Annotated in this window: 17 protein-coding genes; 5 read left to right on the top strand and 12 right to left on the bottom strand. The window is 47.0% G+C overall.

What is annotated here, in order from left to right; genetic code table 11:
• Nucleotides 1-83: 83 nt before the first annotated feature.
• The 12 genes from MMB75_RS04705 to MMB75_RS04650 all read right to left on the bottom strand — a co-directional run bounded on the left by MMB75_RS04705 (nt 84) and on the right by MMB75_RS04650 (nt 19,345).
• A complete protein-coding gene (locus MMB75_RS04705; protein WP_045244469.1) occupies nt 84-1,922 on the bottom strand; it encodes an ABC transporter ATP-binding protein in 1,839 nt (612 codons plus the stop codon).
• Nucleotides 1,919-3,694 (bottom strand): ABC transporter ATP-binding protein, encoded by a 1,776-nt coding sequence (locus MMB75_RS04700; RefSeq protein ID WP_016822133.1) that lies wholly within the window; start codon nt 3,692-3,694, stop codon nt 1,919-1,921. The genes MMB75_RS04705 and MMB75_RS04700 overlap by 4 nt, the downstream gene beginning before the upstream one ends.
• A 256-nt stretch (nt 3,695-3,950) precedes the next feature.
• Entirely contained in the window at nt 3,951-7,619 is a 3,669-nt protein-coding gene (locus MMB75_RS04695) for a dynamin family protein (RefSeq protein ID WP_277507075.1), read from the bottom strand.
• A 188-nt stretch (nt 7,620-7,807) separates the two neighbouring features.
• Nucleotides 7,808-8,353 carry a glutathione peroxidase gene (locus tag MMB75_RS04690; protein ID WP_016822135.1) on the bottom strand — a complete coding sequence of 182 codons (546 nt, stop codon included), beginning with the start codon at nt 8,351-8,353 and terminating at the stop codon, nt 7,808-7,810.
• 177 nt (nt 8,354-8,530) lie between these two features.
• Nucleotides 8,531-8,803 (bottom strand): hypothetical protein, encoded by a 273-nt coding sequence (locus MMB75_RS04685; protein WP_013310628.1) that lies wholly within the window; start codon nt 8,801-8,803, stop codon nt 8,531-8,533.
• 67 nt (nt 8,804-8,870) lie between these two features.
• Nucleotides 8,871-9,545: an endonuclease III gene (nth, locus tag MMB75_RS04680; protein WP_016822136.1), complete on the bottom strand. Its 675-nt coding sequence runs from the start codon at nt 9,543-9,545 to the stop codon at nt 8,871-8,873.
• A 213-nt stretch (nt 9,546-9,758) separates the two neighbouring features.
• Entirely contained in the window at nt 9,759-10,409 is a 651-nt protein-coding gene (locus MMB75_RS04675; protein ID WP_016822137.1) for a GerMN domain-containing protein, read from the bottom strand.
• Nucleotides 10,410-10,458: 49 nt separating this feature from the next.
• On the bottom strand, nt 10,459-11,958 hold the full coding sequence (locus MMB75_RS04670) for an N-acetylmuramoyl-L-alanine amidase family protein (RefSeq protein WP_016822138.1): 1,500 nt from the start codon (nt 11,956-11,958) through the stop codon (nt 10,459-10,461).
• A gap of 294 nt (nt 11,959-12,252) precedes the next feature.
• The gene (locus MMB75_RS04665) at nt 12,253-13,830 is read right to left on the bottom strand and encodes an N-acetylmuramoyl-L-alanine amidase (RefSeq protein ID WP_017427584.1); all 1,578 of its coding nucleotides are present in this window, start codon (nt 13,828-13,830) and stop codon (nt 12,253-12,255) included.
• A 231-nt stretch (nt 13,831-14,061) separates the two neighbouring features.
• A complete protein-coding gene (gene leuD, locus MMB75_RS04660) occupies nt 14,062-14,664 on the bottom strand; it encodes a 3-isopropylmalate dehydratase small subunit (protein ID WP_017427583.1) in 603 nt (200 codons plus the stop codon).
• A 21-nt stretch (nt 14,665-14,685) separates the two neighbouring features.
• Entirely contained in the window at nt 14,686-16,110 is a 1,425-nt protein-coding gene (gene leuC / locus MMB75_RS04655; protein WP_017427582.1) for a 3-isopropylmalate dehydratase large subunit, read from the bottom strand.
• Between the two features lie 382 nt (nt 16,111-16,492).
• Nucleotides 16,493-19,345 carry an alpha-amylase family glycosyl hydrolase gene (locus tag MMB75_RS04650; RefSeq protein ID WP_017427581.1) on the bottom strand — a complete coding sequence of 951 codons (2,853 nt, stop codon included), beginning with the start codon at nt 19,343-19,345 and terminating at the stop codon, nt 16,493-16,495.
• A gap of 338 nt (nt 19,346-19,683) precedes the next feature.
• On the opposite strand from MMB75_RS04650, the gene MMB75_RS04645 reads away from it, so the two are divergent.
• The 5 genes from MMB75_RS04645 (at nt 19,684) to MMB75_RS04625 (ending at nt 25,333) form a co-directional block, all read left to right on the top strand.
• Nucleotides 19,684-20,220, top strand: coding sequence for a hypothetical protein (locus tag MMB75_RS04645; protein WP_225164765.1), 537 nt, complete (start codon nt 19,684-19,686; stop codon nt 20,218-20,220).
• A gap of 129 nt (nt 20,221-20,349) precedes the next feature.
• Nucleotides 20,350-22,512, top strand: coding sequence for a formate dehydrogenase subunit alpha (fdhF, locus tag MMB75_RS04640; protein WP_045244468.1), 2,163 nt, complete (start codon nt 20,350-20,352; stop codon nt 22,510-22,512).
• Nucleotides 22,513-22,718: 206 nt separating this feature from the next.
• Nucleotides 22,719-23,138 carry a 4Fe-4S dicluster domain-containing protein gene (locus tag MMB75_RS04635; RefSeq protein ID WP_275791495.1) on the top strand — a complete coding sequence of 140 codons (420 nt, stop codon included), beginning with the start codon at nt 22,719-22,721 and terminating at the stop codon, nt 23,136-23,138.
• Nucleotides 23,139-23,170: 32 nt separating this feature from the next.
• Nucleotides 23,171-24,673, top strand: a complete 1,503-nt coding sequence (locus tag MMB75_RS04630; RefSeq protein WP_230681879.1) for a [FeFe] hydrogenase, group A — start codon at nt 23,171-23,173, stop codon at nt 24,671-24,673.
• A 69-nt stretch (nt 24,674-24,742) separates the two neighbouring features.
• On the top strand, nt 24,743-25,333 hold the full coding sequence (locus tag MMB75_RS04625) for a 4Fe-4S dicluster domain-containing protein (protein ID WP_016822146.1): 591 nt from the start codon (nt 24,743-24,745) through the stop codon (nt 25,331-25,333).

Below are 25,333 nucleotides of genomic sequence, written 5' to 3'. Positions count from 1 at the left end.
CTTTATTTTCAGGGTTTAGCTCCAAGAATGCAATAGTGCTCGGCATTTTAATTTACAAAAAACGCGATTTTTTGATCTTTTTTTTACAAAAATCTGAACTGTGCTTCCACCAGCCCCCGATATATTCCATGTTTTTTCATCAATTGTTCATGATTACCACTTTCTTGGATCTCCCCATGGTCCAGTACAACGATATGATCAGCATTCCGGATGGTGGACAAACGGTGAGCGACCATAAAAGAAGTTCTGCCTTCCAATAGAACCTGAAGGGCCTCCTGAATTTTCAACTCCGTTTCTGTATCAATGCTGGCTGTGGCCTCATCCAGAATAAGAATTCGCGGATTAGCCAGTAAGGCACGGGCAAAGGATAAGAGCTGGCGCTGACCCATGGACAGCATCCCCCCACGCTCCTCTACCTCTGTTTCATAGCCATCTGGCAAATGAACAATAAATTCATGAGCATTGACCGCCTTCGCAGCCGCTTCAATCTCCTCATCCGTTGCATCCAAACGGCCAAATCGGATATTATCACGTATCGTTCCCGAAAAAATAAATGTATCCTGAAGCACGATGCTAATCTGGCTGCGTAAGCTCTCCACTGTGACATCTCGCACATCATAACCGTCAATAGTAAGTCGCCCTGACGTAATGTCATAAAAACGGCTGAGCAAATTAATAATTGTACTTTTACCTGATCCAGTATGACCTACAAGCGCTATAGATTGACCTGCCTTGACAGAAAGATTAATACCTTTAAGCGCCTGACGTCCCTTTTCATATTCAAAAATGACTTTATCAAATTGAATATCACCCCGAATAGGCGGCAAGGCTTTTGCTCCTGGTTTGTTTGCAATATTCGGCTGTTCATCCATGAATTCAAAAATTCTTTCTGACGAAGCCATCGCAACCAGGAGCTGATTATACATTTGACCTAGCCGATTAATCGGCTCCCAAAAGTTCCCTACATAGTTGGCAAATGCAACCAGCAAACCCACCGTCAGCTGATCTGTCTGAATTAAATGCGCTCCAAACCAGAACAGCACAAGCGTACCTAATCCTCCGGTAATATCAATAAGTGGGCCAAAGACCTGATTCATGGCAGAAGCCTTATCCCACGATTTTTTACTGGAGCTGTTCATATCGTCGAAATAAGCCATGTTTTCCTGCTCCTGCGTATACGCTTGTGTCACACGAATTCCCTGAATAGATTCATTCAAATGAGAATTGATACGCGAGTTCTTCATGCGTACTTCTTGCCAGGCGCGACGGATGCGTACTCGTAGCTTGGTCGAAATCAAAAACATGATCGGAACAGTCACAATCACTGCCAAACCGAGCTTCCAGTTAATAAGCAGCAAAATGACAATAATTCCGAAAAGCTGTACGCAGTCAATCAGGACGTTCACTGCACCATTCGTAAATAAATCCTGTAGCGAGTTAATGTCATTCGTTACACGTACTAATACAGAACCCGCTGGTCTTTTATCAAAAAAGTTGAAGGAAAGCTTCTGAATATGCTTGAACAAATCTTCACGCAAATCGTAAATAACCCGCTGACCAATAATATTGGTGAATTTAATACGGTACGTGCTGGCTGCCCATTGGATTAAATATAACAAGAGCACGGCACCCGTGATGAGCAACAATAACTTTAAGCTAGGTAGTGCAGGCGATGCAGGAGCAATGGCCTTGTCAATAGCCAGACTGATCAAATATGGAACCGTCAGCTTAGTAATCGTGCCTAGAATCATCATGACCAGAAGAATCGGCAGAATCTGACGGGCATAAGGTTTCATGTATGCTAGCAAACGTTTGAATTCCGCCCAGTTAAACGGTTTATCAATAACCTCATCATCTTGATAGACAAAGCGCTCATTGGTCGGCTTCTTTAACGGTTTGGCTTTTTCTACTGGAATATTCATGGTCTCACCTGCCCTTCGGATACACCGTCTGGAGCCTCCGCTATGTAATCGGCGTATTGAATATGATACACATCTTGGTATGGACCTGGAGTAGCAATGAGCTGTTCATGTGTTCCACGTTGGACGATTCGTCCTTCCTCAAGCACCACAATTTCATTGGCATGACGAAGCGAGGAGATTCGGTGAGCTATAATAAACGTTGTGCGTCCACGCATGACCTCTTGAAAACCGGACTGAATTTCATGCTCCGTCTCCATGTCGACCGCACTGGTAGCATCATCCAGAACCAGAATTTTTGGATTTTTGAGTAGTGCGCGTGCGATGGCAATCCGTTGTTTCTGCCCTCCGGACAGTCCCAATCCACGTTCACCGACGACAGTGTCGTAGCCAAGCGGTAATTCAGTGATGAATTCATGCGCCTGAGCCAGCTTGGAAACGCGTATGATGTCATCCATACTGACATGACTTAATCCATATGCAATATTGTTGCGTATGGAGGACGAGAACAGAAACGTCTCCTGAAACACGGAAGAAATTTGAGCACGTAAATCACGAATTTTCAAATGACGTATATCCGTCCCATCCAGCTTGATGCTGCCTGCATTCACATTGTAGGCTCGCATGAGTAGTTGAATAATAGTTGATTTCCCGGACCCTGTTCCTCCTAAAATCCCAATGACCGATCCCGGTGGCGCATCCAGATTGATGTCAACAACAGCAGGTAGTTTATTTCCGTAAGCAAAGGTAACATGTTCAAACGTCACATGTCCCTTCACCTGATCGGCGTTGAGTGTAAGTGCATTAGCTTCATCAGTTACATCTACAGACTGGTTTAGCAACTCCAAAACCCTTTCACCGGAAGCTTTGGACTGCGTATAGTTATTGATATGAAAGCCAATGCTCCAGATGGGACCGATAATATACCAAATTAAGCTAAAGAAGGCGACGAGTTGCCCCAAGGTCATTGACTTCTGTATAACCAGATATCCACCCATCCCCAGGAGAAGAACCACACTGACCGAGGCAATCAGTTCCATCGCGGGGAAAAATCGACTCCATAAGGAAGCAGCCTGAATCTGGTTGCTCTTGTACTGCTCATTACGTACGGCAAATTTTTCAACTTCATAGGATTCGCGAGCAAAAGATTTAACGGTTCGCACACCTGTAATATTTTCTTGTACCGCTGTTGTCAGGGCGCTGAGAGCAATTCGCATTTCCTGAAAGGTGGGATGAATCCGTGATTCAAATTTGAATGTGACGAAGAGTAGCAATGGCATGCTGATCATCGTAAAGAGGGTGAGCTGCCAATTAATATACAGCATCATGATAGAGCCGAATACGACCATCAGTAGCACATTGAGGAGCTGGGCAAAACCAAACCCGATAAAGTTGCGGATCGCCTCCAAATCCCCCGTCAGACGGGACATAAGATCCCCCGTTTTGGCAGTGTCATAATATCTGAAGGACAAAAATTGCAGCTTTTCGTAACAGGCATTGCGAAGTCGATACGCCAAGTAGTTACCTAGCCGTCCACCAAAAAAACCATGTAAAAATTGCATAAACCCTTTGATGATCACGACTCCCAGTACAGTCAGAGCCAGAACCGGAACTTTCTCGAAGTCACCGGGAATGATAGCGTTATCAATGAGCCGTTGGAGCAGGTTCGGATACACCAGTCCAAGGGCCGTCGCTATCGCAAGGCATAGAATGGAAAGAAATAGATAATGTCTCCTCTCTCGAAAAAAAACTTGCAGTTGCCTGAGCACTTCCATGTCAAGTCCCTCCATTAGTTGCACGACGTTGTTATATGGCTTAGTGAAGTTTACCATCCGTGTTCCAAGGCGGCAAAGAGGATAACGGGCCGTTTTCAGGCAGGTTCGCAATTGGTAGGTGATTAGACAAATTAAATCGCTTTCTTATCATTGAATATGGCTATTTCCTCAGTTTTCCTTTCTTTTTGAAGTATGCTTAAAACACCGGATTGTCCCGCAACCCGGTGTCCTGACCTTAAAGCAACCGTGAACATATTTATATGGACTCTAAATTCGCAAGCTGATCAGCAAGCTCTTCCCAAACTTGTGGCTTCTCACCGCCCTTAAGTGCGTGCTCCATGCCACGAATTGTCTCCAGCATTTGCTCTCGTAGCTGTGCTTTCTGCCACGTTTGTTCCTCTTGCATCATAGCAACGTAAAAAGAAGACAATCGTTCTCGCTGCTGATCCACAGCTTCCCCGATTAGCTGGCGTAATATGGGCTCCAGTCTAGTTTGTAAATTCGCACGCCCCGTCCCTTCAAAAAATAGCTTTGGATTTTTAAAGCTATTCCAATAATCCTTCCACTGAATGGACTCCTGCAAGGAAATATCCATCAGTTCGGGAACAGCCCATTCTCTGAATTCAGGAACTGTACAATCTAATCCATTCAACTGATGGTTCATGTGATCTACGCACTGTTGGATAGCCTTACGCACTAAAGCTTGCCCGGTTTTTTCCAGTCTGAGTGTGGTTGCTAGCAATTCCTGAGACAGCTCCAGTTCGATCAATCGCAGCAGTTCACGACCACAAGATGCAAAAGCCGAACGAAGATCACCTACTCCTTCACGCAGAACAGATGGATGAAACGCTTCTGCCATAAATTCACCCGTTCGGTAGGCTAACCTTTGACGTACATGATACAGCAGTTCATCGGTTTCGTCCGACAACACAGATCCACCATTGCTACCAGTCGAACCAAGGAGCACCTCCTCCAGCTCCCTACGGATTCGATTTAATTGCTCTATTCGGATCTCTCGCTCTTCAGCGCTGTACCGAGCATCAGCAGCATGTTGTTCTATTCGGTTCCGCAGCCGTCCCAGCTCCTGCATAGCAGCTGCAATGGACAAACCTGCCAGCTCTTCGGCTGCAAATGCCGAAAAATCATCTTCAAACGCATCAAACCGTGAAACTGAACGCAGCGAAACCTCTCCCCGCTCGGCTGCTTCCAACGCCAGCATGCTGGAAAGCGGATAAATACGCGGCTTGCGGATTCCGTTCGCTTGAAGTTGTTCCTGTACATGCTGAGTCACAGAATGTAATTCTTCTTCAGAAGAAGCCAAATCAGATGCGTTGACAATAAAAAATGTCTGATCCAGCGCCAATGTCTCTTTGACTCGGCCCAATTGATTCAAGAACTGTCGGTCCCCTTGTGTAAACGCATGATTATAATATGTCACAAATACAAGGGCGTCTGCATGCTTCATATAATTGAAGGTCACGCCCGTGTGCCGCGCATTCACAGAATCGGCACCTGGCGTATCTACTAGCACGATGCCTTGACGAGTCAAAGCGCAATCATAGTAAAGGTCTATATGCTCTACGAAGCATGATTTACGCTCGGATGCGACAAAATCCCGATACTGTTCTAAATTCACCTGAAGCTGTTGTCCTAGCAAGCTTTCAGCTTCTTCCCATCCAGCTGCTGCAGCCTTCAAAAAGCTGTAATGAGGCCTTCCCGCAGGATGAATGCCTTCCGGTGATAACGCATTTACGGCTTCTTGCCAGCCCACGGACGCTGGCTCTCCCAATCCTAATAACCGAAAAGAGTATTTAAGATCTTCCCGTAATGCGTCCACTGATTTCATGTGGACGTCAGCCGTGGCATGGCGCTCATGACTTGTAGGCGCCATAATGCGGTTAATCGCTGCTGTCGTCGGATGCGGCGATACGGGCAACACCGCTTCGCCCAACAAAGCGTTGGCAAAGCTGGACTTCCCGGCGCTGAACGCTCCGAATAGCGCCAATGTAAAGCGCCCGTCCTCCAGTGCGGCGGCACGCGCATGTAAATCCCGAACAGCCGCTTGCATGGCAGGGTACGGGCTTATTAATGCAGCGGCGGCCTTCAATCGTGTCGCTGCTGCATCCAGTCGAGTACGGCGGCCCCCGGCGGCAGACCGCGCTGTCGTCGTGCTTGCTTGTGACTGCACCGATCCGTTGCGCGAGCCAGCAATGTCTGGACGCACGGCACCAGTTGATGCCGTACCTGTCGGGGCAGCAGCGGCGGTCTCAGCCGCAGGAGCAGGCGTGCCCACCCGGGGCAACCCGCCAGGCGCGGAAGCCTGCGGCAGCAAGCTACGCAGCAGGTTGGCGTGCGAAGCTGAGGCTTGCACGCGAGTGCTGTAGCGGCTCGCCGCGTCCGCCTGCGCCAGCAACGCTGTGCGCGCATCCGCGAGAGCCTCACGGTGGGAGTTGACCCGAACCGCAAGCTGGGCCAGCAGGCGGTCTACCAGCGCCAACGCCTTACGGCGGCAATCAGCGGTCACAGCAGCGCGTAGGTCCTTGCAATAGTTCAACGTGTACTCAGGAGACAAAGCATTTTCCTTTACTGTCTGCTCTACCAGTTGCCGATCCATTACAGGGCGGATGTCATCCAGCTCCTGCTCCATCGCGGCGGTCCACAAACCTTGACCTTCTCCCCATGACCTCAGTAACTCACGCACATGTGGCAACAGCTGTCCCTCCACCTGATCAGCCAGCATCTCTGCCAGCCGATCCAAACGGCGCTCCTTTTCTCGCTCTGTCTTGCCTCCGGCAAACCATAACCCTGTTTTAAAGCCCGGCTTACGGCTCTCTAAATATTCGCCAGCCGCTTCACGTAGCTCCGCAGGCGTGAGATGAGCATGTTCCAGTAGATGATCCAGCTCTTGACGAAGCCGTTTATGCTCCTGCTCTGGAAGCATCCTCCAGTGTTCATCCTCTTGCTGTAAGGCCTTCTGCTCTATGTCCAGGCGCAAAATGGCCTCTTCTCCACCTGCTTCTTTGAGCAGTGCGTTCAGTTCCTCTTCTTCAGCGGCCTGCACCGTCTCCACATGCTGCTCTACCAAATGGTGCATAGAAGACACTAAACTATAAGCCAAAAGCTCTGCTTTGCGCTCCAGCAAATTCGGAATCAAGCACGTCAACTGCTCCCACTGATTCCAGGGGTGATTCTGTTCCTTCAAGGAAGTAAACAGAATGTCCGTGTAATGTACCTGCCAGGCATGAAAGCTGCTTTCCACCTCATTACGATAACGTGTAAAGGATAGCTCCCTCTCTCGGTGCTTATCAATTTGATTGATGATCAAATATAATGGCTTGCCCCAATCCGACAAACTTTTGGCAAAAGACAAATTATTTTCAGATTGGACATGATTGTAGTCCATCACATAAAAAACAATATCAGCCCAATGTAAAGCTGAATGTGTCGCCATCGCGTGTCCGTGGTCTGTGGAATCTACGCCGGGTGTATCCAGCAGCACTCCTCCACCAGATAATATCGGTATATCCTCCCATACTTCAACTGATTCATAGGCTCCACCATTTTTACAATACTCAGCAAGCTCGGACATGGAAGCTTCCACGATTTCCGGCTCCGGGTTTTCTACCGATCGGGCTGGATGAATAAGCGCTCTCGAACGTCCATGACGGATGGACACTACATTAGCACTCGTAGGTACCGGTCCAGATGGCAGCACGGTTTTACCGCACAGACTGTTAATCAAGCTCGATTTACCTGCTGAAAAATGTCCACAAAAGGCAATGGTTAGCTCTTGCGCATGCGCTTTTTCCATTAAATCCACTAGCGCCCTCGCTCCCGCTTCATCCCCTGCTTTACGCAAGTTATCCTGTATCTGTTCTATCGTATTCAACCACTTTTCCGCATCTCCTGTAATCGTTTGCATCATAAGCTACGGTTTCACTCCTTGTTTCTTATCTGCACCAAATAGCTATATTGTAGCATTCCTAAGCCACTGTGAGAATCATCACATTAAAAAAACTAAAAAAAGCGCTCCCTGCCTGTACCTGGCTTTCGGGAACGCGTTCTTGTAAATGGCAAACCATAAGTTTATTTTATAATGTCCAAAACAGATCATTACAGTAATGCTTCAATATATTCTTCCATATCCAGAGGGTCTGTCGTTGCTTCAAATCGTTTGACCACTTTCCCGTTCCGATCAATCAGGAATTTTGTAAAATTCCATTTGATCGAATCTCCTGGTAAGTACTCAGGATGACGCTCATGAATTAAAGGAATAAGTATTTTGGCAACCGAATGTGTTTCATCAAGGCCCTCAAAGGGCAACGACGAAGCAAGATATGTAAACAACGGGTGAGCCTGCTCATCACGTACATTCACCTTTTGGAACATGGGGAATGCGACCCCATAATTCAGAGTACAAAATGTTTGCACACTTTCATTGGAATCCGGCTCTTGATCGGCAAATTGATTGCATGGGAACCCGAGAATCACCAAGCCTCTATCCTTATATTGATCATATAGACGCTGCAAATCCTGATATTGAAATGTAAAACCGCACTGGCTGGCCGTATTTACAATCAACACTACCTTATCTTTATAATCACTAAGGGTGATCTCCTTGCCGTTCATCGCAATGGCTGAATAATCATAAATGCTCATTTAAGAAACTCCTCTGAAAATGTAATTGAAGATTTCATATTTAAATATGTGAAATCATCCATATCCAGCGTTTTATGACAGTCTTCAAGGTTCGTGTAAATATGCGCCTGCGGGCTGGTTAGACCAGCCGAGCCGCCTATACCGGAACATGCAACGCATGTCGTCCGCTAATTACACTTAATTAGCTGCAGTCTCAAGTACTGGCAGCAAAATTTCAAATACTTGACCATGCTGTAAGATCGTAATTCCACGGGATTTATCCTTCATTACGACCACTTCTGGTTTTTGTGACATACGCTCCAGGTAATGCTCAGGTACATCACCAGAATGACTAACTGTGATTCCCTCTAGCTCGCGCTCTTCGTTTTCAGCAAACTCTGTTGTTACAATTTGCTCAAAAATATCGGAGAACGCCTCAAAATTATCTGTATATACCGAAATGCACTTCATTACTCTTCATCCTTTTCTACACATAAATGGTTAAACCCTCTATTACCTTTATAGGTCTTTCGGGTCTTTAAGCTCTACGTTTCTTATCTTTTCTGATAAGAGACGTTTTCATACGTTTCTTGCCTTCCCTGCACACATCCAGCAATGGACATACCTGACATTGAGGGTTTTGAGCTTTGCAATGGTAACGCCCGAAAAAAATGAGCCGGTGATGGGTCACAGACCATTCATCCCTAGGTACCCTTTTCATCAGCTTTTTTTCCACCTCAAGCACTGAATCATCCCACCCGGCAAATCCGAGCCGTTTGGAAACGCGCTCTACATGCGTATCTACCGCAATAGCTGGTACATCAAAGGCAGTAGATACTACGACATTAGCCGTCTTGCGGCCAACACCGGGTAGCTTGACCAGTTGATCATGCTCCGAAGGTATCTCTCCCCCGTACTGGTCTATTAAAATCCGGCAGAGGTTATGAATATGCTTGGCCTTGTTTCGGTACAAGCCGATTCTACGAATATCCTGCTCCAGTTCCTCAAGAGGAACAGCCAAATAATCCTCAGGTGACTTGTATTTATGAAACAGGTCTGCCGTTACTTTATTGACCATCTGATCGGAGCATTGAGCAGACAATAACACGGCAATCGTTAATTCAAAAGCATTGTCATGGTTCAGCTCACAATGGGCATCCGGAAACATCGTACCGATGGTGTCCAATATATGACGTGCGGTTGCTGCATTCACGGAAATCCTACCTCCTAGCAAAAAAAACGTCTTGATACGGGATAGCCCGCATCAAGACGGTCACTCTAAATAATCATCCGGAAAGAAACGAATACTATTTGTGCATGACTGCCTGCATAGGCGAGAAATACACTCCTATATTATCATTATCTGTCACAGATTGCACGTGAAAAGTGTGTAAATTCTCAAGAAATTTTCATACAGTCTGATCGATTAGCGGCTCATTGGATGCTCCAAATCTACATGTCCCATTAAGGACTCCAGAGATTGACCATCTACGAGCAAATCCAGCGTTTTGACTTCCTTGAATTGGAACATCGTTTTCTTCAAAGCATCGATAGCCAATTCCTCGCCGCCAGCTCCCAATCGAGCCTCATCCGGCAGGGAAATATCAAAGGTTAATGCACCGTTATCCAATTTGATCTTATGCACGGTAATTTTCTCGGACCACAACGGAATCAGAGCAGAATCACCGCTCTTTTGTAGAGCTTCAAACGCTTTTTGGAATTTTTCCAGCTCGCTTGGATAGGTAATTTCCTTTTTCTGTTCTTTTAAGCCGTTCTCTTGTGTATCCGTGTAGTACACCGTGATCTGCTGTGTTTGACGATCTCCTGACTTTTCCGTGTCTGTCTTGGTCTTTGTAGGCTCCGTCGACGGAGATGCAGGTGTTTGACTCGCTCCATTATTTTCAGCAGACTGAGCTGATGGATCAGGGGTCGTCTGTTCGGGTGTACTATTTTGTGCAGCTGAAGTTTGTGTTTCCTGAGATGGAGTCGCAGGAGCCGATGTTTGCTTAGAGGCACACCCTGCACCTGCAATGGCAAACAGTGCCAGCAGACCTGCAATTACGATTTTTTTGTTCATATGTCTGTCCCCCTCCTTACTTGACGTTGACAAGCGATTTGTTGAAGATTTATTTTACGTCGAGATACTCTGTGATTCCATCTGCAATCCCTTGAGCTACCCGGTTTTGAAAATCTTCATCAAACAGTGTTGCTTCCTCTTTTGCATTACTCAGATATCCTACTTCAAGCAAAACAGCTGGCATCGTCGTTTCCCGAATTACATGGAAATTCCCATAACGAATGCCTCGGTCTGTCAGACCCGTCGCAGGAGCAAAGTACTTATGCATAACGTTGGCGAACGCTTTGCTTGCACTACGCTGGTAATACGTCTCTGTGCCGTTGGAAGCTGAGCTACCGCTACTGTTAGCATGAATGGACACAAACACGTTGGCTTTAAGATTTTCAGCCACTTTTACGCGCTGTTTAAGCTCCAAAAATGTATCATCGCTACGTGTTAACACAACCTCAAGTTTGGGGTTTTGTTTTAATATGCTTTCTACTTTCAGGGCCATCGCCAGGTTGAAGGTCTTTTCATAATTTTTTCTCGAAATACCAACTGCCCCGGAATCTTTTGCTCCATGTCCAGCATCAATAACAACGACCTTTTTACCATTGCTGTTAACCGGGGATGTCTGTGTGTCATCAGGCTGTGACCCATCCGGTAACGTTGCATCTGGCGTTGTATTCACTGAATCCTTGGAAGCCAGATCGACGATAACACGAGTCGATCCATCATTATATGCGGTATAATTCATGGCATGTTTCAAATCAATAACAACGCGCACCGTTGATGGTTCCTTTTGGAATAAAGCATATCGGATACCGGACACATCCGCTTCATTCTCAATGTCCAACGAACCATTTAAGTTGCTATCCAGCTTCTGCTGATCTCCGAAATTGTCTGCAAACGCAGTCGCTGGCAAATCTACCACTACCCGATCGGGGCCTGTCATCGTAAACGCTTTCGGCTTGACGGCACTCGCTGTTGTGATCGTTAAGCGGTTTTGGCTGAAACTGACTCCCTGCACCTGTGTCACACCTGAACTCGCATTATTGGTTGGCGCAGTTACACTTCCTGTACCTGTACTGTTATTTCCGGACTTGGGAGGTGTAAATTCCCCGTTTCCAGACCCACTACTGCGGGTATATAATTTTACGGACTTGGAGCTGCTGTCCCATTTTACGTCCAGTCCCATTTGCTCGCCGATAAAACGAAGCGGTACAAGGGCATAATTGGAACGCAGCAGAGGCGAAGCATCCAGACTAATGTCGCTTCCATTGACAGTCGCCGTCTTACTTCCGATTATCATTCGGATCGAGGTACTGTCCTTCTCAATCGTTATGGTTCGCGCCTGCTGCTTCCATGTCACGTCATATCCCAAATTTTCAGAAATTACGCGCAGCGGAACCATCGTACTTCCGCCAATTACTTGTGCCTTAGCACCACTAGGGACACTTAACTGTTGATCGTCGAGATAGATTTGTGTTCCACTCGAAGCCGCATGTCCATAACCCGGAACCGCCCACATGAAGACAAATAATAACAACAAAAAACCAAATTTCTTCATTCGTCACCCTTCCATTCATAATTTTTTTGCCACATGCTCCGGTGCGGCGACCTGATATACGCGCTTATGTAATATCAGACAACCTTATAGACGTTATCTCACACCAAAAGTTGCGAATATATTCCATCATAACAGAAATATACGTGCCAAAGAACTATTTTTGTCGAATTTTGACTAAAAATATGGACCATTCGCTTCCCGTCAAAAGTCACGGTCCGTAAAATTAAAAAAGCTACTTTTCACCCTCATGAATTTCCATCAAAAGGTAAAAATAGCTTATATCACAAGCCTTCTTTAGTTGAATGTTTCAGTTATTCCTGTGCCTGTTCCAAGGTACTCCTTAAGGCCATCGACAATACCTTCGGCAATCTTCTGCTGTGTTTCTTCTGTGAACATGGCCGCTTCATTAGACGGATTACTAAGGTAGCCACATTCCAACAGTACAGCAGGCATTTGTGATTTTCTTGTCACCACATGGTTTGCCACCTTAATGCCATTATCCTTAAACTCAGTTGCTGCTACAAGATGCTTATGCATGATCGTGGCCAGGCTTAAACTTTCCTGACGTGCATAATAGGTTTCAGACCCATTAGCTTTTCCGTTATTGGAGGTCGGCATACTGTTACCATGAATGGAAACAAACACGCTGGCCTGTTGATTATTAGCGAGCTGTGGCCGTTCATCCAGTGTAGGATACGTATCTCCATTGCGAGTCAATACAATTTGAATGTCAGGATCATTTTGGGCAAGCTGCTGGACCTTTAACGCTACAGCCAATGTAAATTCCTTCTCATGTCGTCCAGTCACACTGCCTGCTCCAGGGTCCTTACCACCATGTCCTGGATCAATTACGACGATTCGCCGTCCTTCGACATACGTTGGTGCTACTATCTCTGGATTCACACTACGTTCACGCAACTGAAGGGTGATATCGCCTACGCCATTAGTCGAAAGATCGTAATCACGTGTCTGATTCAAAGCAATGACAATACGTGCTCCTCCTTTTGTTCCATCTGCAGGAGCAAATCTGATTTCCTGTACATCCTCACTGTCACTAATTGTCAACGCCCGCGTGCCATCCTTGCGAACCGGGAACGACTGGAGAAGATCTGCCGACAGTGAAGCCTCCGGTAAATCTACAACTATACGGTCAGGTCCCGTCATTTTGGATACTTTAGGAGTTAGATCTTTGTTCAGAGAAATCTTTAGCGTTTCACTCTCAAAAGAAATGTTTTGTACAAGCACCGCATTTGCAGTGGTCTGTTCTACATTTTGCTCCTTGGATGATGTTGACGGTACGACTTCCGTATGCTTGTCTGCTTCAACTGGATTTATTGTCGTCGCTGTGGCTGTAGACGTTTTATTTGTGCTTTTTGGACTCTGTGTTGACGTTTGCGACGGTTGTTGGGATTGAGCCTGTTTATTCGCTTGTTGAGTTGCAGTCTTCTGACTGAGATTTACGGATTTATTTTCATTATTCCAATCCACCTTTAACCCCATTTGCTCCCCAACAAAACGCAATGGAACCATGGTCGAGCTGCCTCGCAGCACAGGTGGTGCATCCAAACTAACTGTTTTTCCGTTCACATCAGCCGATGTACGGCCTACATACATAGACATATCGGTACTGTTTTTTTGTATTGAAATTTTATAGGCTTGAGGTTCCCACTTAAACTGATATCCAAGCTGCTCCCCAACCACCCTGAGCGGTACCATGACTTTACCATTGACCATTTCAGGCTTGGCATCTGCAGGCGCTTCCACCCTTTTGCCATCCAAAAACAATTCTGCTCCAGCCGCATTCACATGAGGGGAGGACGGCCACAACCAAATCAAAATAGCCGCTAATATCACCCAACCATATTTCTTCATCCTCATTCCCCTAACTTATATATGTATTTTTTGTGCTACTTACAGACATAGTCCTTCAACCATTTTACATTTACAATACCATGATGAGTCGAACCGTCAACCCCTTATTTACCAATTTATTTTCTAAACATGATAAAAGCCCGCAGGCAAAAGAGTTGCCAGTACGGGCTGTTTGTCTATCAAATAAATCAACTATATTTCTTCATAATGAAGCTGGACTGGAGATGAACATTATGCTCCTTGTTTCGCAGCACGTTTTTGCTCATAAGCCAGAATTTCAGACTCATGCTGGAGGGTCAAGCCAATATCATCCAAGCCTTGCAGCAGGAATTGACGGCGATGTTCATCCAGATCAAATTCAATACGCAGACCGTAATCGTCAGTGATCGTTTTTTCATTCAGATCTACGTTTAATTGGTAATTATCATGCTTCGCCGTACGCTGGAACAAATCCTCTACTTGCTCTTCAGACAGCTTGATCGGCAAAATACCGTTTTTAAAACAGTTATTATAGAAGATATCCGCAAAAGACGGTGCGATTACACAACGGAACCCATAGTCCATGATTGCCCACGGCGCATGCTCACGGGAGGAGCCGCAACCAAAGTTGGCGCGAGAGATCAGAACAGATGCCCCTGCATAACGAGGCTTGTTCGGTTCAAATTCAGGATTAATATTGCCCGCTTCATCAAACCGCCACTCGTAGAACAAAAACTGCCCAAAGCCTGTGCGCTCGATTCGTTTCAAAAATTGCTTAGGAATAATAGCATCCGTATCCACGTTCACCCGATCCACAGGCGCTACAATTCCTTTTAAAGTTGTGAAAGCTTCCATCGTTAATTCCTCCTCCGTATCCTAGCGGACAACTTCTTCCTGCTTGAATTTCCAATCCCGTACATCGACAAAATGTCCATGAATCGCCGCAGCGGCTGCCATTGCTGGAGATACAAGGTGAGTACGTCCTCCGCGTCCCTGACGACCTTCAAAGTTGCGATTAGAAGTTGACGCACAACGCTGTCCCGGTTGAAGCACATCTGGATTCATCGCAAGACACATGCTGCAACCCGCTTCGCGCCATTCAAATCCTGCTTCTTGAAAAATGACGTCCAGTCCTTCTTCTTCAGCCTGAATCTTCACACGACCCGAACCTGGTACGACGATTGCCGTGACTTTGTCAGAAACCTTGTAGCCTTTGGCTACCTCGGCCGCAGCGCGCAAATCTTCAATCCGACCGTTGGTACAGGAGCCGATAAACACGTAGTCAATCGCAATATCCGTGATCGGTGTGCCTGGCTTCAAATCCATATATTCAAGCGCTTTTTCAGCTGCTTTACGTTCGTTTTCTGTCGGCAATTCTGCCGGAATCGGTACGGTTGAGGAAATATCTGTCCCCATACCCGGACTGGTGCCCCAGGTTACTTGTGGTATCAAAGCATCGACGTCAAACTCCAGTACGACATCAAACTCGGCGCCTTCATCGGTGACAAGTGCTTTCCACTCAGCAACTGCTTGCTCAAAAGCAGCTCCTTGCGGCACATGCTCGCGTCCACGCAAGTAGTTGAAGGTCGTTTCGTCCGGTGCAATCATACCTGCTCTGGCTCCGCCTTCAATGGACATGTTGCACACTGTCATGCGCTCTTCCATGCTCAACTCGCGGATGGACTCACCTGTGTACTCAATAACATAGCCTGTAGCGAAATCTGTACCGTATTTGGCGATGACACCCAAAATCATGTCCTTTGCCGTCACACCAGGTTTGCGACGCCCTACGAAACGAACTTCCATCGTTTTTGCTTTTGCTTGCTGGAGACATTGCGTTGCCAATACGTGCTCTACCTCACTGGTTCCGATACCAAAAGCGAGCGCTCCGAACGCCCCGTGTGTGGAGGTATGGCTATCACCACAAACAATCGTTTTTCCCGGATGAGTCAGACCCAGTTCAGGCCCCATAACGTGAACGACACCTTGATCCACCGTATCCAGATCATATAGTGTGACACCGAAATCGCGGCAATTTTGAGTTAATGTATCAATCTGCTGCTTGGAAATCGGGTCCGTAATGTTGTAACGATCTTTTGTCGGTACATTATGATCCATTGTGGCAAACGTGAGCTCTGGACGACGCACCTTGCGCCCGCTAAGACGTAGTCCTTCAAACGCCTGCGGCGAAGTTACCTCATGTACGAGGTGAAGATCAATGTACAAAATACTCGGCTTGCCCGCTTCCTGATAGATGACATGGTTATCCCAAATTTTCTCGAACATGGTCTTTTTACTCATCAATATTCACCCCTGTGTTTTTCGAACCTAGTGGAGAGAAGCTGTACGGCTCTCTCTTGGATGTCAACAATATACCACGACGTGTCTGATTGGTCTAAGATATGATATCTATAGAAGTGATAGTCTTGACCTATAAGCGTGCTGGAGAAAATATTGAGGCAGGGAGTGAAGTTGGTAGGATAGAAAAATATATCCCCCTAGTTTTCTAACCAACATTTGCCCCGAGAGCTATGTATCTTGGAAGATTAACACACCAAAGGCCGAAGGTTATTTTTCCTTTCGACCTTTGGTATGACTCTATTTTTATATCATTATAGTTTTCTGTTAAACCTTGAGATTCAGTGTTTCTCCATATCGTACAACGTCAACTTCCGCTGACAGTTTACTTCAAATAGGTTCCCGTTTCTCCAATTCCACCACTGCCATTCAATACATATACCCTTGCATTTCCTTTACCGGAGCAAGTTAAGGTGATTTTGCCATCCGTAACGGTTTTGGAATCACCGGTCACTGCATCCACATAGGTTCCGTTCGGAATCCCGGAAAATGTTGCATTTCCTGAAATGGTGACCAACGCAAAACTGTCAATGCCTTTGGCGCTGTCGGTATATCTTCTTTTAAACGCAAGATTGCCCGTTACATTCTCTGTAGAATACTGGCCTTTTTGCAAGGCAGGAACAGCTCTTCTAATTAAATTTAGCTGTCTGATATGTTTCGCCAGAGGATGGTTGAGTGATTCCGCAAGCGTGCCAGTAGCGTTTGTGTATTTGCCATAATCTTGTACCATAACACTGCCTTCTATGTGATCCCCGTAATAAGCCCGTCCCGTTTTGCTTAACGGTGCGTTTGGACCCGGATCAATGACTGCCCCCTTTTGAAATTCAATTTCGGAGCCATAGAAGATGGCGGGTATTCCGCGGAAGGTGAACATCAGGTCAAGATTCTCGGCCCAAGTATCTTGTGTGCCCGCAAATCTTTGATTTTCCGGAGCCTGATCAGGCGCATAGTCATGCGAGTCGACATAGGTTACATTCCACGTAGCATCATTATAGTATTGGTCGCCACTTCTCATATTAAAGGCTTCATGCGCGGTCTTGAATGCCCAATGCATCGGGAAATCAATCACATCCATGCCCGATTTCCTCGAATAGTCAGGTGTATGATAGGTATTGCCGATTAAGAAAGCATTGTTCGAGGTTGGCTGTCCTGCTGTAGTAGAGTTATCCGCCCACTCTTGTTCAACCGACATTTTATTAGAGGCATAGTCATTTTTCCCATCGCCCGGATACGATTTTGAAGCCTTCCAAGTATAGAATGGTGTTGAGATCGCTGGAATTCCGCTGTTCCAAACATCTCTGTACCGGGTGGCTACTTCTCCAAAAACATAGAAATCCGAGCCTCCTCTTGTCTTCCAGGCAGGAATATAGTATTTATTGAAAATATACCGGCTCACATGCTTCACTGTATCGACACGGAAAGCGTCCACACCCATGTCTATATAGTGATTGTAAGTATCAATTAAATATTTGTTAACTGCAGGGTTTTCTGTATTCAAATCCACGCAATCTCCCGCTATCTGACCAGTCTGAACAGTATAGGATTCCCAGGAAAGACTTTTCTCTGTATGGTAAATGTTATTGTTCGTTTCCGTATTCTTCATTAGAGCGAGCCTTGCCTGATACTGCTGATCGGGTGTCATGGAATCATAGTTTGGCGGCAGCTTATCCGTAGTTTTCACCAAGTTGTTACCGGTATCCGGTTTAGCCGGATCTTTCTTAAACATGGGGTACAGATTCTCTTCACCAAAATTGCCGGTATGATTGACGACGATGTCCTGAATGACCTTCAGCCCTTTGGCATGGGCTGCATTGATCAAATCCTGATAAGAAGCTCCCGCCGATTCATACCTTGGGTCTACTTTGGCAAAATTTATAGCATGGTAACCATGATAATCATAACCGCTGGCATTCTGCACAACAGGTGTAATCCAGATGGCACTAAATCCGAGGGCTTTGATATAATCGAGTTTCTGAATCAGCCCCTTAAAATCTCCTCTCCAAGCAGGGTCTGAATCTGGATTACGCGCCTTGGCATCATCCCATGCGTGCACATTGTTGCTTGGATCACCGTCATAGAACCGGGAAGTAATCACGAAGTAAATAGTGTCTTCCCGAAAATCACCTTTGTCTCCAATATTATAAACAAAGCTCTGTTTGGTTTGATTTCCAGCACCGTCTATAACAAGAAATTTTAATGTCGTGGTCTTGGAGATAAGGATGGATGGCCCGGTCAATCCGGCCAATGCGTTACCGAGGATGTAGACTTTTGAGCTTGTGGTCGGTTCCGTACCATCCTCCGTGTAGTATGCCTTGGTCGTTGCCGCCTTGTTATCTTTCAGGTTGAAGGATACAGTCACAGAGGAACCGGAATGCCCGGCAGGCAAATTCGCTGTGATTGTCGGAGCTTGCAGATCGGCATTCAGGTCAATTACATAATCGAAAGAGGATGCATTTCCGGTTTGACCGATTGAATTGACGGCGATGGCCTTGATAGTCAAAGAGGAAGCAACCTGAATTGGAGTGGTATACAAGGTCGAGGAGGTCGTAGGTGTCGAACCGTCTACCGTATAATAAATCTTGTCGCTACTGTTAGTGCTGGAAAGCGTTACCGTTTGAGCCGAATCGTATGTTTTCGGCACGGGAGAGATGGAAACCGCCGGAATTTTTGGAGTTTCCGGGTTGGCATCATACCATACATTATCCGTGTAATACCAACCCTCTTTCACACTGCGAGACAAGTCGGCCGTCTGTTTGCCACTACTGTCATTAAAAATGAGACTTGAGCCTGTCGCCTCGGCAATAGTATAGCTATACCAGTCGTTTCCGTCCGACTTCATCAGAATTCCTGGCCACGCCCCACTAATCGGAACGGTTGACGGATTCAAATTCCAGTAATGGATTCGAATTGTTGAATTCCAGTTTGAAGGCTTCTTAAAGTGAACCGTTAATCCGTTTTGAGTTGCTGTAGGTGTTGCTAAAGGTGCATATGTTGCACTAACGGTAGAAGTAGCAGCCGATGCGGTTGGCAATGGAAGAGCATTCACTGTGGAATTCATATAGGTTGCTGTATAATCTGTATTACTGGCCGAAGCACCACTAGGTAAACCGAAGAAGTTCAAGCAAAGCGACAATATAATCAACCAAGAAATAAAACTCCCTGTTTTTTTTCTTAGCAAGTTAACACCCTCCTGATAAAATTTAGTGGGTAAATCGTGCAACCGGTTGCATAAAAACAAAAAAAAAAGAAAGACACTTATTTGGATAAAATGAATCTATTGATCGCCTCCTCCGTGTTATGTAGGGAAAATAATCATTGTACGCGCTTACAAAACTAGCACTTAGAAAAGCCCATTTAAATACGGCTCAATAATACCCAATGATTTTTCCTTTTTTGATTATATCATCCATACTTTTCCTCGGTCAATGTATTTGCTAGTATGTAGATTTCCTCGCTCGCTAAATTCCCAGCACACCTATCTCCAATCTAAACTATGTAAAATTTTGGTTAGGTGTAATGAATTTCACATCTTTCCGGGTCAACCTGTTCTACCATAGAAGAGTGATACGCCGTGCTGGGCAGACCATTTTGGTTGGGACGTCTACTTCCTTTTCTAAATTAGCTACAGAGGCTGTCTGGCATGTGCGGCAAGTACGCCTTTATTTTGATTCGAAGCGGAGTGTCCAGATGTTGAATACCGAATTGGAATACCGTGAGCGCATCAGGAAGCTGGCCGTATGTATTGTCAAGCATTACCGAGGAAAAGGACCGGACAACGTTAAGGTTTCTCTCAACTCACCACTCCGAGTTACAGTAGAGATCCAGGGTACTTTGTCTAATCTGTCCGAAATTCTCGTTCATGAAGGCGCTGTGGAAAAGGTCAGTGATTACTGGAACGTCCTTCGTCCTTATCTGGAAAAGGAGTTTATGAGGGAAGCCGAAAAAACACTTGGCAGTCCCTTCACTTACACTTGGGAGGTCTGCCCCTCCGTCCATGGAGACGGACATATTATCATTACTCTTGAACTACAACACATACCCCGGTTGGATTAGCGGGAAGGAGATTATCTCCTCGCTCGCGGATAAGCCAGTACAGGATGCAGCGTGAAGCGGCATTTTTGTATTGGCTTTTTTTCATGTTACGAGTTTCATCTATTTCATATAAAAAGAGGTGCTGCACTCATGGCAGACAAGGTATTAACAGTATGTCCCTACTGCGGAAGCGGTTGTCAGCTTCATTTGCTAGTGGACAAAGGACAGGTAATTGGCGCAGAGCCGGCTAATGGTCGTACAAATGAAGGAACATTGTGTTTGAAAGGACATTATGGGTGGGATTTTCTGAATGATCCACAGATTCTGACTGCACGCTTGCGCAAGCCCATGATTCGCAAAAATGGAGTCATGGAGGAAGTGGAGTGGAATGAAGCCATTCAGTATACTGCCGAACGACTGTCAGCAATTAAGGAAAAGTATGGTCCTGACTCTATCATGGGGACGGGCTCCGCACGCGGTCCGGGAAATGAAGCCAATTATGTTATGCAAAAATTCATGCGGGCAGTCATTGGCACCAACAATATTGATCATTGCGCTCGTGTATGCCACGGCCCTTCTGTAGCAGGTTTGACTTACTCGCTCGGGGACGGGGCTATGTCCAACTCTATTCCTGAAATTGAACACTCTGATCTCATATTCGTATTTGGATACAACGCGCCCGAAACGCATCCAATCGTCGCAAGACGCATCGTAGCAGCCAAGCAACGAGGTGCCAAAATTATTGTATGTGATCCACGCATGACTGAAACTGGACGCATTTCAGATATGTGGCTACCTCTAAAAGGCGGCTCGAACATGGCTTTGGTGAACGCTTTTGGTCATGTGCTAGTGCATGAAGGGCTGTACGACAAAAGATATGTGGAAGCAAACACAGAAGGCTTTGCCGAATACGTAGATAGCATTAAAAAATATACGCCCGAATATGCAGAAGGCATCACAGGTGTCAAGGCGGCTGACATTCGGGCGGCTATGAGGGAATATGCCAAGGCTCCTACCGCTACAATTCTGTACGGAATGGGTGTATGTCAATTTTCACAGGCTGTTGATGTGGTAAAAGGGCTTGCTTCCCTTGCCCTACTGACCGGAAATCTGGGCAAGCCAAATGTAGGTATTGGACCTGTACGTGGACAAAACAATGTTCAGGGCTCCTGCGACATGGGTGCATTACCTAATGTGTATCCTGGTTACCAGGATGTCATTGACACCGCAGTTCGCAAAAAGTTTGAAAAAGCATGGGGTGTTGAGCTACCGCGTAAAAAAGGATATTCACTTACAGAAGTACCGCATCTCATCCTGAAAGAGAACAAGCTGAAGGCTTATTATATTTTCGGCGAAGACCCTGTACAGAGTGATCCGAACGCTGCCGAGCTGCGTGAAGCGCTAGAACAATTGGAATTTGTCGTGGTGCAGGATATTTTCATGAACAAAACGGCGCTGCACGCGGATGTCATCCTCCCTTCTACCTCTTGGGGCGAGCATGACGGGGTGTATTCTTCGGCAGATCGGGGCTTTCAGCGTATCCGTAAGGCCGTCGAGCCGCAAGGTGATGTAAAGCCTGACTGGGCCATCATTAGTGAGGTTGCTACCGCCATGGGCTACCCTATGTCCTATGCGAACACAGAGGAAATTTGGGATGAAATGCGAAGCCTCAGTCCTTTATTCGCTGGTGCCAGCTACCAGAAAATGGAGGAACAAGGCGGCGTGCAATGGCCCTGCCCTACAGAGGATCATCCAGGTACACCGTATTTGTACAAAGGCAATCAATTTTCCACACCTAGTGGTAAAGGACGATTATTCGCCTGCGAATGGCGCCCGCCGCAAGAACAGCCGGATGCGCAATTCCCGCTTGTCTTATCTACAGTCCGTGAGGTAGGTCATTACTCGGTGCGTACGATGACTGGGAATTGCCGTGCATTACGCCAGTTGTCTGATGAGCCTGGATTTATTCAGATTAGCCCAGAAGACGGAGCAGATCTGAATATTCTGGATGGCGAAATTGTTGCCATCTCCTCCCGTCGGGGACGCATCATGGCGCGGGCACAAATCAGTGACCGTGTGCAACAAGGTGCGACCTACATGACCTATCACTGGTGGGTCGGAGCATGTAACGAGTTAACCGCCGATTTTCTCGATCCGGTATCCAAAACCCCAGAATTGAAATACTGCGCCATCCGGTTGGAACGGATTGCCGACCAAGCGCAGGCTGAACGTGATGTACATGAATCGTACCAAAAGATTCGCAGACAGATGAACGTTCAGGAAGCCGTTCTAGCTGACAAGGTGACAAGATGAGCGGCGTACGAAACACGCTGAACCGTTCGACGAGCAGAATGGGTTCAGCCAATAGAACAAGTGCTGTTGCCTCCTCTTTCGTCGTTGCGGATGGCGGGCAATGTATTGGCTGCAAAGCCTGCGAACTGGCTTGCTTTGCCGTTCACGGTCAGGCGAGCGGCATAGGCGCTTCGATCGGAACCGTCAGCGTGCCTGTGGTGCCCAAGGTGTATGTAGTGCGAGCTGGGGATACGTATGTGCCGGTGCAATGCCGGCATTGTGAGAATGCCCCCTGTGCACATGCCTGTCCGGTGCAGGCCATTCGTCAGGAGGACGGCGTAGTCATGATTGATGAGGAACGATGCATCGGCTGCACCTCCTGTGTTTTGGCCTGCCCCTTCGGGGCAATCGAGGTGTCTCCGGTCTATCGAGCCGGGCACGTTATCACGCAGTCCGGCCTGACTCACCGTGCAAATCGAACCGCGCTTCCCCGCACTGCGGCAAGCAAATGCGATCTGTGCGCGGAAACAGAGAACGGACAGCCTGCTTGTGTAGAAGCCTGTCCAAATCATGTGCTACGGCTGGCCAATGGTATATCCGACTCGCCTCCAGAGCCTCGGCGGGAAGTCTTTTTCCCACGCCTGTAAGGTCAAAATCAGCCGCAGAAAGGTAGAAAAACATGTCAACAACAGACAAGATCTCTTCGCCTCCTTGTATGAGGACGTCTGATTCTACAGACCCCGTCATTCATATTGACCCAACGCTCTGCACTGGATGCAGACGCTGTGCGGGTGTTTGTCCGGTAGATGCCATAGAGGGACTGCCTGGAGAACCTCAAACCGTGAACGCAGACCGCTGTGTTATTTGTGGTCAATGTGTGCAAATATGCAGCGTGTACGCCTCAGATTGGGCAGATTCATCTCCACAGGTAGCCGCCATCAGACGACAGGAACGTATACGTGAACGCGATATGCCTGCCGACATCGGCGAACCGCTATTTGCTGCCTATTATAGCTATAACCTGAATAAGGTAGCTGACATGATGAAGAAGCCAGGACAGCTTCGAATCGTGCAGTGCGCCCCAGCCATTCGCGTGTCACTCGCAGAGGAATTTGGTATGCCGTTTGGTACCCTGACGCCCGGCAAAATGGCCGCTGCCCTTCGTCGCCTCGGTTTTGATCGAGTATATGATACGAATTTCGGTGCTGATGTAACCATCATGGAAGAAGGCACTGAGCTGATTCGCCGCGTAACCCAAGGTGGACCGTTGCCGATGTTCACATCCTGCTGTCCAGCTTGGGTCCGTTTTGCCGAGATTGAATACCCCGATCTGCTAGACCATCTATCCAGCTGCAAATCGCCAATGCAAATGGTGGGAGCGCTGATCAAGACCTATGGTGCACAGCTGGATGAGGTGGAACCTGCGAATATTTATAGTGTCGCGATCATGCCATGTACCTGTAAACAATTTGAATGCGATCGTCCCGAAATGGAATCCGACGGTTATCGTGATGTGGATGAGGTGCTGACCACGCGTGAGCTGGCATACTGGATCAAGCAGCGCGGCATTGATTTTATGAACCTGCCTGATGAAGAATTTGATGCACCGCTAGGTCAATATTCAGGAGCAGGTACTATTTTTGGGGTAACTGGAGGAGTTATGGAAGCTGCCATCCGCACAGGGTATGAGCTGCTGACGAATGAGAAGCTGCCCAAGCTCCAGCTGGATTTTGTCCGTGGCGAGGAAGGCATTCGAGTAGCAGAGGTACAGGTGGGCGAGCTGCAGCTCAAGGTGGCAGTCGTTGCTGGACTCCAACATGCCTACCAACTCCTGGATCGTGTGCAGGCGGGTGAATGTGATTATCATTTTATTGAGGTCATGGGCTGTCCAGCCGGCTGTATCAGCGGAGGAGGGCAACCCAAGCTCATGTTGGAAAAACAAAAAATCGAGGCTTATCGTGCGCGTAAATCGTCCATCTACGGACATGATGCTGCATCTCAGGTGCGCAAATCGCATGAGAATCCTTTTATCATCAAGCTGTACGATGAATTTCTGGGTGAGCCGCTAGGTCATGTATCGCACCATCTGCTGCACACGACCTTCCAAAAGCGTGGACCCGGCAAGCAGAGCCGTAGCAATGATATGCCCGTCAAAGGGCATAACGATTATTCCATTCATTAGTACGCTCAACACATAAGTATGATCATTAGAAATTATATTTTGCTGTTAGTTAGAGAGGAGTCGAGTTGTATGAATCGCTTTGTTTTAGCTGATCCCGATCAGTGTATCGGCTGTCGCACCTGTGAAATCGCCTGTGTTATCGCACATTCGCCGGAGAACCCCTTTATCTCGCCAGATGACGAGTTTCATTTTCACCCTCGCCTTCAGGTGATCAAATCATTCGGAGTCACTGCACCTGTTCAGTGTCGTCACTGTGAGGATGCTCCATGTGCTAATGCCTGTCCGAACGGCTCCATTACGAACGCAGACGGCTGCATTCTTATTAATAGCGAAAGCTGCATTGGCTGTAAAACCTGTATGATCGCCTGCCCTTACGGTGCGATTACCATGGTGCCTCAATACAGAGACGGGCAGCCGGTCGTGCAAGACGGACTGTACACCAATGTGTCGGGTCGTTTGCAACCTAAAGAACGCATGATTGCCAGCAAATGTGATTTGTGCGAAGGTGTGGACGGCGGACCGGCCTGTATTGGAAAATGTCCAACTCAAGCCCTCAAGCTGGTCGAGCCAGATCTGGTTCATGCCCGGGTTGAGGAAAAACGAGCTGCAAGTGCACGTCAGCTGCTGCATATGACACGCATTCCGGCGACGGGTCTATAA

The sequence above is a fragment of the Paenibacillus sp. P2(2022) genome, from assembly GCF_029522175.1.
GTDB classification, from domain to species: domain Bacteria; phylum Bacillota; class Bacilli; order Paenibacillales; family Paenibacillaceae; genus Paenibacillus; species Paenibacillus polymyxa.
This window is presented reverse-complemented; position numbering and strand designations above follow the sequence as displayed.